We start from the raw sequence: 13,007 nt of genomic DNA on the forward strand, positions 1-13,007 counted from the left end.
ACGAGAGACGTGGATGCCGGGTCAAGCCCGGGCATGACGGAGTGTGTGTCATTCAATGTGGCAGCGCCCACTCCAGCAGCGCGCGCATGTCGCTCTCGGCAACGTCCACCGCGCCGTACATGCCCGCATGCGTGGTCGCGAGCCGTGTCGCCGCGAACAGTTCGGCGTGACGCGGCATCACGGTATTGAGCGCGGCGCTCGCGGCCAGCAGCGTCAGTTTTTCGACCGCAAGCCGCGCGAGGCGCTCGCTGTCCGGTCTGCGGAACGCCTTGCCGATGAAGGCCACCGCCTCGCTTGCGCCGGGCAGGCCCTGCGTCTGCCCGGCCAATTCCTGCAGGATCGCCGATGCAGCATCCGCCTCGCGCGAGAGCGCGCGCAGCACGTCGAGGCACATCACATTGCCCGAGCCTTCCCAGATCGCATTGACCGGCGCCTCCCGGTAATGCCGCGCCAGAATGCCCTCTTCGACATAGCCGTTGCCGCCGAGGCACTCCATCGCCTCGTAGAGGAAGCCGGGCGCGCTCTTGCAGGTCCAGTATTTGATCGCGGGCGTGAGCAGCCGCATATAGGCGGCTTCCTTAGGCTCATCGGGCGTGCGGTCGAAGGCGCGGCAGAGCCGCATCACCAGCGCAACCGTCGCCTCGACATGCAACGCCATGTCCGACAGCACCGCCTGCATCAGCGGCTGGTCGGCGAGATGCTTCTGGAACACGCTGCGATGGCGCGCATGATGCAGCGCGTGCGCAAGCCCCGAGCGCATCAGGCCGGCAGAGGCGATCGCGCAATCCTGCCGGGTCAGTTGCACCATCTGGATGATGGTGCGGATGCCCTTGCCCTCCTCGCCGATCCGCTCGGCATAGGCGCCGTGGAATTCCACCTCCGACGACGCATTGGAGCGGTTGCCGAGCTTGTCCTTCAGGCGCTGGAAGTGGATGGAATTCACAGACCCATCCGGCGCAAAGCGCGGCATGAAAAAGCAACTCAGCCCCTCCTCGGCCTGCGCCAACACCAGGAACGCGTCGCACATCGGCGCCGACATGAACCATTTGTGTCCGGTGATGCGATACGCATCGCCATCGCGCGCCGCGCGCGTCATGTTGGCCCGCACGTCGGTGCCGCCCTGCTTCTCGGTCATGCCCATGCCGAGCGTCATGCCGCGCTTCTCCCACCAGGGCGCGAAACTCGGATCATAGGAACGCGTGGAAATCACCGACATCGTCTCGGCGAGGAGATCCGGCTGCGAAGCGAGCGCGGCGACGGAGGCGCGGGTCATGGTGATCGGGCAGAGATGCCCGGTCTCGACCTGTGCAGCGATATAGAATTTCGCCGCGCGCACCACCTCCGCCGCGCCGCCCGCGGGCTTGCCCTGCGCGGTCCAGGTCGAGTTGTGCACACCGGCATGGGCGCTATGCGCCATCAGTTCGTGATAGGCCGGATGAAACTCGACCACATCACGGCGGTTGCCGCGGGAATCGAAGATGCGCAGTTTCGGCGTGTTCTCATTGGCGATGCGCCCCCGCTCCGCCATCGCCGCCGAGCCCCACTGCTTGCCGAATTGTACGAGCTCGCCCTGTGCCGAGCCGCCGCCATTGGCGGCCACCGCCTCGACCAGCGGCTTGTCGAGCGTGAACAGATCGACATCCTCGAACGGCGGCGACTGGTTGAAGACCTCGTGGGTCGAGAAGATGGCTTGGGTCATGACGCTTCCTGAAAGCCGGAACTAGAGCATGATCCGGAAAAGTGGACACCGGTTTTCCGAAAAGATCATGCTCAAACAAAGGGCTAGGGCGGGATGACGATTCGAAGAGAAGTCATCACGCTCTAGCGGCGCGGCGGAATCGGGAAATCATAGGCCTGACCGCCCCCGCCGGGCAGCGAAAAATGCCACCACTCCTTGGAATAGTTGACAAAACCCTGTCGCGCCATCGCTGCGACGAGCATCCTGCGCCACCGCCGCTGCGACCGATTGATCTGACCTGCGGCGGTATGCGCCTTGACGTCGGAGCAATCATAGCCGGTGCCCATGTCGACGCTGCCTTCCGGTGCCCGCCTTTCCACTGTTGCCGTGCAGTCGGCATAGTCTCTCGCGGGATCGAACTCGCCGGAATTGTCGGCGGCAAGATCCACCAGCGTCAGGTCGAGCGCGGCCCCGCTCGAATGGCCGGAACGCGCAGCGATATAGCCGAGCCGGAACAGATCGGCCTTCCTGAACGCCGGATTGTAGCGCTTGCCGGCGGCCGTCTCCTTGCCATCCCTCGACCACCCGACCATGTCGGCGACCGCCCGCGCCGGGCGGTAGCAATCGAACATCTTCAATGAGAGCCTTCGTGCCGCGAGTTCCTGCTGCACGGCCTTCAGCCTGAGCCCGACGTCCCGCTTCACGACGCATTCAGCCGCGCCGTAACCCCTGAGCGGCCGGCCGACGAAATTGTTCGGGCCGGCATAACGGATGTCCTGGATGATCGTAGGATCGACGTCGCGCAGGAACACGAAGCCGCCGGGCAATTGCTGCGCGCGAGCTACCGAAATCGACATGGCTGCCACAATTCCGATGAGTATCGCTTTCACGAGGACCTACCCACTTGCGTCATGGCCGGGCTCGTCCCGGCCATCCACGTTCTTTGCGGCCGATACTTCTTTGCGGCAGATATTAAGTAAGCCGTGGATGCCCGGGACAAGCCCGGGCATGACGAGGCCGTGACTGATCGGGGGAAAACTCACCAGCCCCCTATTCCCGCTTGCCCCGCCGACCATCCACGCCTATAGCTCTGGCTTTAATGACCCCATCATTGAAATCGACCTTTGTCCTCGGTCACCGGCATTTGCTGGGCATCGAGGGGCTTTCCGCTGCCGAGATCACCGGGCTGCTTGACCTGTCCGAGGAGTATGTCGAGCTCAACCGCCAGGTGGACAAGAAACGCGCATCCTTGCGCGGCCGCACCCAGGTCAATCTGTTCTTCGAGGCTTCGACCCGCACGCAATCCTCCTTCGAGATCGCAGGAAAAAGGCTGGGCGCCGACGTCATGAACATGTCGGTGTCCTCGTCCTCGATGCGCAAGGGCGAGACCTTGATGGACACCGCGGTGACGCTGAACGCGATGCATCCGGATATCCTGGTGGTGCGCCACCATGCCTCCGGCGCCGTGGAACTGCTGGCGCGCAAGGTTGACGGTTCCGTGATCAATGCCGGCGACGGTGCGCATGAGCATCCGACCCAGGCCCTGCTCGACGCGCTGACGATCCGCCGCAACAAAGGCCGGATCGAGGGGCTGGTGGTCGCGATCTGCGGCGACGTCATGCATTCCCGCGTCGCACGCTCCAACATCCTCCTGCTCAACACCATGGGCGCCCGCGTCCGCATCGTCGCGCCCTCGACGCTTTTGCCGCGCGGCATTGAGCGGATGGGAGTGGAGGTCGCCCGCGACATGCGCGAGGGGCTAGACGGTGCCGACATCGTGATGATGCTGCGCCTGCAGCGCGAGCGCATGAACGGCTCCTTCGTGCCGTCGTCGGGCGAGTACTTCCAGTATTTTGGGCTCGACCAGAAGAAGCTGTCCTACGCCAAATCAGATGCACTGGTGATGCATCCAGGGCCGATGAACCGAGGCGTCGAGATCGACTCGGCTGTCGCCGACGGCGCGCAGTCGGTGATCCGCGAACAAGTCGAAATGGGAGTGGCAGTGCGCATGGCGGTGCTGGAAGCGCTTGCCCGCAACCTGCCGAATGCGTGAGATCATGCTGACCGATCGTCGTCCAATCCTGCTTGCCAATGCCCGCGTCGTCGATCCCTCCCGCGATCTCGACGGGCCCGCCGACGTCCTGATCGCCGACGGCATGATCCGCGATAGCAAGCGCGGCATCGGCACGACCGGCGTCCCTGAAGGCACCGACATCGTCAATTGCGCCGGCAAGATCGTCGCTCCCGGTCTGATCGACATGCGCGCCTTTGTCGGCGAGCCCGGCGCCAACCATCGCGAGACCTTTGCCTCGGCTAGCCTCGCCGCAGCCGCCGGCGGCATCACCACCATCATCTGCCAGCCGAACACCTCGCCGGTGATCGACAATTCGGCGACCGTCGATTTCGTGATGCGCCGCGCCCGCGACACTGCGATCGTCAACATCCATCCAATGGCGGCACTGACCAAGGGCTTGGGCGGCGAGGAGATGACCGAGATCGGCCTCCTCAAGGCCGCCGGCGCGGTCGCCTTCACCGATGGCGACAAGAGCGTCACCAACGCGCAGGTGATGCGCCGCGCGCTCACCTACGCCCGCGACTTCGACGCGCTGATCGTGCATCACACCGAGGATCCCGACCTCGTCGGCGAAGGCGTGATGAACGAGGGCGAGTTTGCGACGCGGCTGGGGCTTGCCGGCATCCCGAATGCCGCCGAGTCGATCATGCTCGAGCGCGACGTGCGGCTCGCAGCGCTCACCGGCGGGCGTTATCACGCGGCCTCCCTCTCCACGGCGGAGTCGCTTGAGATCCTCAAACGCGCCCGCGATGCTGGCGCCGACGTCTCCGCCTCCGTCTCGATCAACCACGTCACGCTGAACGAGAACGATATCGGGCCTTACAGGACGTTCCTGAAACTGTCGCCGCCGCTGCGCACCGAGGATGACCGCCAGGCATTGGTCGCAGCGCTGGCCTCGGGTCTTATCGACGTCATCATGTCCGATCACAATCCGCAGGACGTCGAGGTCAAGCGCCTGCCGTTCGCCGAGGCCGCCCCCGGCGCGGTCGGGCTGCAGACCATGCTGCCGGCGGCCTTGCGTTTGGTCCATAATGGCGAGATGGATTTCAAGACCTTGATCCGGGCGATGTCGACCCGACCTGCCGAACTGCTGGGCCTGCCCGGCGGCTCGCTGCGCGCGGGTTCGCCGGCCGACGTGATCGTGATCGATCCTGACACGCCCTGGGTGCTCGATCCCGCCGACCTCAAATCGCTGTGCAAGAACACGCCCTTCGACGAGGCCCGCTTCTCCGGCCGCGTCGTACGCACCATTGTCGGTGGGCGGACGGTGTATGAACATGTTTAGAGCGTTTTCAAGCGAAGTGGATACCGGTTCGCGTCAAGAAAACGCGTCAAGAAAAAGAGACGCCTCCGAGACATGCCGCGCCTGCGGCGGGAGCGCCGGCCATGTCCTCTGACGCCTTCCTGATCGTCGCGTTTCTGATCGGCTATCTCTTCGGCTCGGTCCCGTTCGGCCTGATCCTGACCAAGATCGCCGGCACACAGGATCTGCGCTCGATCGGGTCCGGAAATATCGGCGCCACCAATGTGCTGCGCACCGGGCGCAAGGGGCTCGCCGCGGCGACGCTGATCTTCGACATGCTGAAGGGCACCGCTGCAGTCGTGCTGTCGGGCTATCTCGGCGGCCCGAATGCGGCGATGGTGGCCGGACTCGGCGCCTTCCTCGGCCATCTCTATCCGGTCTGGCTCGGATTCAAGGGCGGCAAGGGCGTCGCTACCTATATCGGCGTGCTGATCGGCCTGTTCTGGCCGGCTGCCGCCGTCTATGGCGCGGTCTGGCTCGCGACCGCCTTCACCACGCGCTATTCGTCGCTCTCGGCGCTGGTGGCCGCCGTCGTCACCCCGATCTTCCTTTGGTGGTTCGACCACGCCGCACTCGCCGCGCTCGCCGCGGTGCTGATGCTCATGCTGTTCTACACCCATCGCGAAAACATCAAGCGCTTGCTGGCGGGAACCGAGGGGCGCATCGGCCAAAAGGCCTAGAATTCGCCATCAACCTGTTGAGGACGGGTCACATCTGTCCGAAATTCTTGCGCGATACTGGCAAACGGTAACGCGGGCTGTCATCCTGCGATTCAAATGGCGTCACACGGTTTCGTCAGGTGGACGGGATCGAACAGGATGGGATTAGCGGAATGAGCGCGCCCGATGTCGCGTCGCGTCCGGTGAGTACGTCCGGCGCGAGCGCCCTGCTCGCGGCCAGCGAGATCTGGTCATTCTCCGGCAAGACACCGACTGCCGTCAATTCAGCAGCCAAGTCCAGCTCGGAAGCTGAGCTGCCTGCCCCATCACTCCCGGACGCCATCCTGAACATGCAATCGGCGCGGGCCGACCTGCCGGCGCGCTCGCCGGTCGATAGACCGAAAAAAATGGACGCACGCGAATCGCTGGTCTGGCCCCCGCGAAAATTATCGCTGGCACTGCAGGGCGGCGGCACCTTTGCCGCGTTCACGTGGGGCGCACTCGAGCGGCTTCTGGAAGAACCGGATTGCGCGTTGGACACCATCAGCGGCGCCAGCGCCGGCGCCGTCAATGCCGCGCTGCTCGCTTGCGGCCTGGTGGAAGGTGGCCGCGAAGGCGCACGTGCCGCGCTCAACCGGTTCTGGATGCGGATGATGCACGAGGCTTCGTTCCGCTCGCTGATGCTGGTCGGAGGATTCTCGCCGGCCGGACGGTCGGTCGCATTCGGGCCGACACTGCGGTCCGGCCAGTTCGATCCGTTCGATCTCGATCCGCTGCGCCAGGCGCTCTGGAGGGATATCGATTTCTCCGCGCTGCAGAGCCCCGCCAGCCCGAAGCTTTTGGTCGCGGCGACACGCGTGCGCGACGGCCGGCAGCAAGTCTTCGGCAATGACGAGATCACTGCCGATGTGCTGCTCGCCTCGACCTGCCCGCCCCTGATCCATTGCGCGGTCGAAATCGACGGCGAGTCCTATTGGGACGGCGGCTTTGGCGGCAATCCCCCGCTGGTCCGACTGGTGCAGGAATCCGAGACGTCCAACGTGCTCGTCGTTCAAGTCACGCCGGCGCGCGACAGCTATGTTCCGATCACGCCCGCCGCGATCGATCGCCGCCTCGACCAGATCACCGCCAATTCCGTGCTCAACGCCGAGATTGCGGCGCTGGAATGGGCGCGTCCTGCGGCAGCCCCCTCGTTGCGACTATTCCGGATTGCGGCCGAGGACGAGATCGACGGGCTCGCCCAGCGCAGCGCCACCGATCTCGGGCCGGGCTTCATTCGCCAACTGCATCGGAGCGGCCGCAAGGCTGCCGAACGTTTCCTGGCGCAAGATGCCGGCTCGACGCGAATCGAGACGCCGCGCAAGTCGCGCGTCGCGGAGCCCGCGCTGCTATAGTTTCGCCAGCGCCATCTCGACAAAGCGCGCCGCCGCCAGCGCCTTGGCGTCGGCAGCGAATGGCGCGATCACCTGCACGCCGACAGGCAAGTTGCCTTCGGCCACGTAGGTCGGCACGTTGACGCAAGGGACGCCCATCAACGTCCATAGCCGGTTGTAGCGGGGATCGCCGGTCGACGAGAGCTCCTTCGGCGCAGCACCGGGCGCGGACAGCGTCAGCAGCACATCGACATCCCCAAACGTTTCTGCAAGCGACTGCCGCGCGCGGCCGGCGATGTCGATCGCCTCGTCGTATTGAGCCGCGCTGACATCCTTGCTCTCGTCAAGCCGGCCGCGCAGCAATGGCGGCATTGCATCGTAGTTCTCGCGATATTCCCACGCCAGCGACCGGTGCGCCTCGAAATCCTGCACCACCGGCTGAATGCGCCAGGCTTCCGCAACGATCTCAGGCAATGACAGCGCGCGCACCGAGGCGCCGGCACGCTCGGCCGCCTGCGCCGCGATCCGCAACGCCTCCGCGCCTGACGCATCGGGCGCGCCGGCAAAGTCCTGCGTGATGACGCCGATCCGCGGCGTCGCGATCTCCTCGGGCAACCGCAGCGCCGGCCGGCCGGTCATCGCCGCCAGCGCCACCGCGAGGTCGCTCACTCCAGCCGCGAACAAGCCGACGGTATCGAGCGTCCAGGAAAAGCACTTCACGCCGACCGTCGGCAGCAGCCGGTAGGACGGCTTGATCGCGGCCACGCCGCAATACGACGCCGGCCGGATCACCGAGCCTGCCGTCTGTGTCCCCAACGCCAGCGGAATCATCCCGGCCGCGACCGCCGCCGCCGAGCCTGCCGACGATCCGCCCGGCGTGTGGCCATGATTGCGCGGATTGAGCGTCGCCGTCGGATCGTTCGCAGCGAATGCCGTGGTCGTGGTCTTGCCGACAATGGTGGCGCCGGCCTGCTTCAGCATCATCACGACAGACGCATCGGCGCGCGGCCGGTGTCCCCGGTAGATCGACGCCCCCATCTCGGTCGGGAAATCCGCGGTGTCGATGATGTCTTTGATCCCGACCGCAATCCCGCGCAACGGCCCCGCCGCCTGCGCGCGCGGCTTCTCCGCCCGCGACACGAAGGCGCCGATCGTCTTCTCCTCGGCATCGACCGCCGCGAGCGATTGGGCGAGCGCTGCATCGGGCGAGAGTTCGCCCTGCTCGATGCGGCGGGTGAGTTCGGCAAGCGAGATCATCGGGAATTTCCTCCCTTCATTGGTTGGATTGGTTTTACGGGCCGCCTCCTCCTCGGGCAAGTAAATCGGACGGAAGGCCCTCACCTTATCGTCATGCCCGGGCATGACGAAGGAGACGGCAAACAAGTTGATCGCGATATCCGATTGGGCGAAGCTGCGCCGCCATGCATGACCGCACGCCCAATCACCAACTCACCGACACCGAACGCCTCGACCGCCTGCGGCTGATCCGCTCGGAGAATGTCGGGCCGCGCACCTTTCGCTCGCTCCTCAATCATTTCGGCGACGCGCGCACCGCGCTCGAACATCTGCCGGACATGGCGCGCCGTGGCGGCGGCGGTGCGGGGCGCATCTGCACTGTCGAGGAGGCAAAGGCCGAGCTTGCGGCCTGCAAGAAGCAGGGCGTCAGCCTGGTCGCGCCGGGCGAAGCCCCCTATCCGGCGCGGCTTGCCACCATCGATGACGCGCCGCCGCTGCTTGCGGTGCGCGGCGCGCTTGACGCTCTGGCGCGGCCGATGATCGCGATCGTCGGCTCGCGCAATGCGTCAGGCGCCGGGCTGAAATTCGCAAGCACCCTCGCCCATGATCTCGGCGACGCCGGCTTCGTCGTGATCTCCGGTCTCGCCCGCGGCATCGACCAGGCCGCGCATCGCGCTACCACGACGACCGGCACCGTCGCGGTGCTCGCCGGCGGTCACGACCGGATCTATCCGCCCGAGCATGAGGACCTGCTCGCGGCCTTGCTCGAACAAGGCGCGGCGATCTCCGAAATGCCGCTCGGCCACACCCCGCGCGCCCGCGACTTCCCGCGCCGTAACCGCCTGATCTCGGGTGCTGCGCTCGGCGTCGTCATCGTCGAAGCCGCGCACCGCTCGGGCTCGCTGATAACAGCGCGCATGGCGGCAGAACAGGGCCGCGAAGTCTTCGCCGTCCCCGGCTCGCCGCTCGATCCGCGCGCGGCCGGCACCAACGATCTGATCAAGCAGGGCGCGGCGCTCGTGACCAACGCGAGCGACATCATCAACGCGGTGCAGCCGATCATGGAGCGGCCGTTCGCGCTCGCTGCACGCGAAAGCGATGACGAGCCGCTCGATTTCGACACCGATCCGAGCGAGCGCGAACGCATCGTCGCGCTGCTCGGCCCGAGCCCGGTCAGCCTCGACGACCTGATCCGGATGTCGGGCCTGTCCGCCACCATCGTTCGCACGGTGCTGCTCGAGCTTGAACTCGCCGGCCGTCTCGAACGCCACGGCGGCGGACTGGTGTCGCTGGTCTAGGACGTCATTTCTTCACCTCTCCCATAGGGAGAGGTCGAATTGCGAAGCAATTCGGGTGAGGGGTTATAGTCCCTCGATAGAGCGGATCCCCTCACCCGGCGCTGCGCGCCGACCTCTCCCTATGGGAGAGGTGAAGGTCCCTCGTCTCCATCTTCACCCCCGCTCGTTCCGCGCATCGAACTCGCCTCGCGCGCGCTCGATTTCGGGCAAATGCTCGAACGCCCATTGGCCGAGCGCCCGCACCGGCTTTGAGAGGCCGCGACCGAGATCGGTCAGCTCGTAGTCGACGCGCGGCGGGATGGTTGGAAACACCGTGCGCGTAACCAGCCCGTCGCGCTCCAGCCCGCGCAGCGTCAGGGTCAGCATCCGCTGCGAGATGCCGCCGATCGTGCGCTTGAGCTCGTTGAAGCGGCGCGGCCCGTCGCCCAGCAGCATGATCACCAGCACGCTCCATTTGTCGCCGACCCGCGCCAGCACCGAGGCCACGCCACGGCAGTCGCCGCTGGTATGCGGGATCGGCTCCAGGACAGGCACATGAATGTGCTCGGGTTTCACTGATGTGCTCCGGTGAGAAAAATGTGCGTTCTTGCGGGGTTTTGCCACGGTCACTCATATAGCGCCAGTTACAAACCTATACCGAAGGGTGACATCAACCATGAAACTGCTGCATCTCGACTCCAGCGTCCTCGGCCCCCACTCCGTCAGCCGTCAGGTTTCCGCCGCCATCGTCGACCGGCTGGCCAAGACCCATCCCGGCCTTGACATCACCTATCGCGACCTGACGACGACGCCGCTCGCCCACCTCTCGGGTTCCCACCTCGCCGCGAGCCAGGGTGCCACGCCGGAAGCCTCGCTGCAGGGGGACATCGCCGCGGGCCAGCAGGTGCTGGACGAGTTCCTCGCCGCCGACATCGTCGTGCTCGGCGCGCCCATGTACAATTTCACTATCCCCAGCCAGCTCAAGGCGTGGATCGATCGTATCCTGGTGGCCGGCAAGACGTTCAGGTACGGCGCTGCCGGCGTCGAGGGCCTTGCCGGCAACAAGCGCATCATCGTCGCGGTCTCGCGCGGCGGCTATTACGGCGCCGGCACGCCGATGGCGGTGGCCGAGCATTTGGAGACCTATTTGCGCTGGGTGTTCGGCTTCATCGGCGTGAAGGATCCCGAATTCATCTCCGCCGACGGAATCCAGGTCGGACCGGAGCACCGGGAGAAAGCCGTCGCGGGCGCATTGCAAGCTGCCGGCAATCTCAGCGCGGCCTGAGATACGTCGTCCCCCGTCAAGCCCGGCCATGACGAAGGGAGGCAGCTTGTGTCGTCGATGACCCGCATGCTTTGAGGCAAGCGACCGTCAGGATGTAGCAGCTAGTGCCAGACCCCCTGCGCATCGAAGATCACGGCAACGAACGAAACCAACAGCCCGATCCCGCAAAACAGAGCGACCGGAGCAAATTCCGCGTTGGCTAAGATTCGCGGGACGCGGGAAAGTGGGGCAGAGGAACGGATGCGGACGACTGTCGGCATTGCTCCTCTCCAGTTCCAACAAGCAAAGGAATGTCCCTGCCTGTGAAGCTGTCTTGGTAGCTATGACGAAGGTTCAACGCCTTTTCACCGCTCATTGCCGCGGGCTTTGTCCCCGATAGATCGGAGCTCCCGCGGGCAAGGCAGTGGCACCGCCATCGACGAACAGCTCCTGCCCCTGGACATGAGCGGAATCGTCGGAAGCCAGGAACAGCACCGTCTTGGAGATGTGATCGGGTTCGCCGAGCCCACGTAACGGCGTCGACAGAGCGATGCGCGCCTCGAACGCCTTTTCTGCTTCAGGCGTTGCGGTCGCGGCACCCCAGATCGGCGTGCGGATGGCGCCGGGCGCGACCACGTTGACCCGAATGCCGCGCGGCGACAGTTCGGCGGCCATCACGCGCGCCATCGCGCGCACGCCGCCCTTGCTCGCGGCATAGGCCGAATAGCCCGGATTTCCCAGCATCGAGATCACCGACCCGTTGAGAATGACCGAAGCGCCGTCATTGAGATGCGGCACGGCCGCCTGCACCGTGAAGAACACGGCGGTCAAATTGGTTCGGATCACCTGCTCGAAGGCCGCGAGCGTCGTGCCGCCGAGCGGCGTCTGGCCGGGAATGCCGGCATTGGCAAAGACGATGTCGAGCTTGCCGAATTTCTGCGCGGCCTGCGCGACAGCGGCCTCCGTCGCTGCGACGTCGGTGGCGTCGGCAACGATCGCGATCGCATTCGGTCCCAGTTCCTTGGCCGCCGCTTCCAGCGTCGCCCGGTTTCGTCCGGTGATCGCAACCTTGGCGCCCTCCTGAACGAACAGACGTGCGGTCGCAAGACCGATGCCGCTGTTGCCCCCTGTGATCAATGCCGTCTTGTTCGCCAGTCTCACGATAGCCTCCAGTGGTTGCATTATTAAACTTCGTTGGACAACTAGGCGATCTGGTTTTATAATGCAACTACACAAGCCTGTGATATGTCTGGACGGAGATCTTGATGGTGAAGCGGACAAGCCTTGAGGGCGCGGAATGCCCGATCGCGCGATCTCTGGATGTGCTGGGCGACTGGTGGTCGCTCTTGATCATCCGCGATGCGCTGATGGGGCGGCGCCGCTTCGGCGAGTTCCAGAAGAGCCTGGGGCTCGCGAGGAACATCCTCACCGTGCGGCTGCGCGCGCTGATGGACCAGGGCATATTGGAATTGGCGCCCGCGTCCGACGGCAGCGCCTATAAGGAATATGTGCTGACCCCAAAAGGCTTCGGGGTCTTCCCGATCCTGGTGGCGCTCCGGCAGTGGAGCGAGGAATTCGACGACCATCCGGAAGAGATCGGCACCACCATGGTCGACCGCGAAAAACGCAAGCCGGTGAAGAAACTCGCGCTATGTTCCCAGGACGGCCGGCTGCTCTCGGTGGGCGACATCACCCTGAAGCGCGGCGCACCGAAGCGCGCCAGACGCGGTGGGGCGTAGGTCCTGCTTCATCTGTCATTCGTTGCGCGCCGCAGCCTACGTCGTCATTCCGGGGTGCGCGTAGCGCTCAATGCTTCGCATCGCCCCGGAATGACAGGGGGACGCGTCGCGCAATCCTCTCCTTCGTCATGGCCGGGCTTGACCCGGCCATCCACGTTCTCTCCCATGCACGGAGGTAAAAGCACGTGGATGCCCGGGACATCTGCGCGAAGACGCGCTTCGCGCTTTTGCCCGGGCATGACGGCGTCATATTATTCGCGCGATTTTCCTTAAGCCAATCAACGTGATTTGCTTCGTCCAGCCCTCTTATAAAAAACATTCCGCTTCCGTCGTCGGGCAAATCAGTGATTTAACTCCGCGCGTCTCACCCGAGAGAGGGGCGGCTCGCGATCGTCACGAACGTT

General features: G+C 65.1%; 12 protein-coding genes. 7 read left to right on the forward strand and 5 right to left on the reverse strand.

The genetic code is table 11. The features are described from left to right. Positions 1–52: 52 nt before the first annotated feature. On the reverse strand, positions 53–1,699 hold the full coding sequence (locus tag ACZXDY_RS05455) for an acyl-CoA dehydrogenase family protein (RefSeq protein WP_464344777.1): 1,647 nt from the start codon (positions 1,697–1,699) through the stop codon (positions 53–55). A 122-nt stretch (positions 1,700–1,821) separates the two neighbouring features. After that, positions 1,822–2,535, reverse strand: a complete 714-nt coding sequence (locus tag ACZXDY_RS05460) for a M15 family metallopeptidase (RefSeq protein WP_464344778.1) — start codon at positions 2,533–2,535, stop codon at positions 1,822–1,824. A gap of 242 nt (positions 2,536–2,777) precedes the next feature. On the opposite strand from ACZXDY_RS05460, the gene ACZXDY_RS05465 reads away from it, so the two are divergent. From ACZXDY_RS05465 to ACZXDY_RS05480, 4 genes are all read left to right on the forward strand, one after another. Continuing rightward, on the forward strand, positions 2,778–3,731 hold the full coding sequence (locus ACZXDY_RS05465; protein ID WP_464344779.1) for an aspartate carbamoyltransferase catalytic subunit: 954 nt from the start codon (positions 2,778–2,780) through the stop codon (positions 3,729–3,731). Between the two features lie 4 nt (positions 3,732–3,735). Next, on the forward strand, positions 3,736–5,037 hold the full coding sequence (locus ACZXDY_RS05470; RefSeq protein WP_028166686.1) for a dihydroorotase: 1,302 nt from the start codon (positions 3,736–3,738) through the stop codon (positions 5,035–5,037). Between the two features lie 101 nt (positions 5,038–5,138). After that, complete coding sequence (plsY, locus tag ACZXDY_RS05475; protein ID WP_028166687.1) at positions 5,139–5,735, forward strand: glycerol-3-phosphate 1-O-acyltransferase PlsY; 597 nt, start codon at positions 5,139–5,141, stop codon at positions 5,733–5,735. 152 nt (positions 5,736–5,887) lie between these two features. Further along, positions 5,888–7,108 carry a patatin-like phospholipase family protein gene (locus tag ACZXDY_RS05480; RefSeq protein ID WP_464344780.1) on the forward strand — a complete coding sequence of 407 codons (1,221 nt, stop codon included), beginning with the start codon at positions 5,888–5,890 and terminating at the stop codon, positions 7,106–7,108. Here ACZXDY_RS05480 and ACZXDY_RS05485 read toward each other — a convergent pair. Next, a complete protein-coding gene (locus ACZXDY_RS05485) occupies positions 7,103–8,344 on the reverse strand; it encodes an amidase (protein WP_464344781.1) in 1,242 nt (413 codons plus the stop codon). The genes ACZXDY_RS05480 and ACZXDY_RS05485 overlap by 6 nt on opposite strands. Before the next feature lie 164 nt (positions 8,345–8,508). On the opposite strand from ACZXDY_RS05485, the gene dprA reads away from it, so the two are divergent. Further along, a complete protein-coding gene (gene dprA, locus ACZXDY_RS05490; RefSeq protein WP_028166690.1) occupies positions 8,509–9,621 on the forward strand; it encodes a DNA-processing protein DprA in 1,113 nt (370 codons plus the stop codon). A 153-nt stretch (positions 9,622–9,774) separates the two neighbouring features. On the opposite strand, the gene ACZXDY_RS05495 is transcribed toward dprA, so the two are convergent. Continuing rightward, positions 9,775–10,176 carry a winged helix-turn-helix transcriptional regulator gene (locus ACZXDY_RS05495; RefSeq protein WP_028166691.1) on the reverse strand — a complete coding sequence of 134 codons (402 nt, stop codon included), beginning with the start codon at positions 10,174–10,176 and terminating at the stop codon, positions 9,775–9,777. A gap of 100 nt (positions 10,177–10,276) precedes the next feature. On the opposite strand from ACZXDY_RS05495, the gene ACZXDY_RS05500 reads away from it, so the two are divergent. Beyond that, positions 10,277–10,885 (forward strand): FMN-dependent NADH-azoreductase, encoded by a 609-nt coding sequence (locus ACZXDY_RS05500; RefSeq protein WP_464344782.1) that lies wholly within the window; start codon positions 10,277–10,279, stop codon positions 10,883–10,885. 351 nt (positions 10,886–11,236) lie between these two features. Here ACZXDY_RS05500 and ACZXDY_RS05505 read toward each other — a convergent pair whose 3' ends face one another. After that, positions 11,237–12,025: an SDR family NAD(P)-dependent oxidoreductase gene (locus tag ACZXDY_RS05505; RefSeq protein WP_464344783.1), complete on the reverse strand. Its 789-nt coding sequence runs from the start codon at positions 12,023–12,025 to the stop codon at positions 11,237–11,239. A 104-nt stretch (positions 12,026–12,129) separates the two neighbouring features. Between ACZXDY_RS05505 and ACZXDY_RS05510 the strand changes: the two genes are divergently transcribed. Next, entirely contained in the window at positions 12,130–12,603 is a 474-nt protein-coding gene (locus tag ACZXDY_RS05510) for a winged helix-turn-helix transcriptional regulator (protein WP_464344784.1), read from the forward strand. Positions 12,604–13,007 lie beyond the last annotated feature (404 nt).

This window comes from Bradyrhizobium sp. LeoB3 (assembly GCF_055456055.1).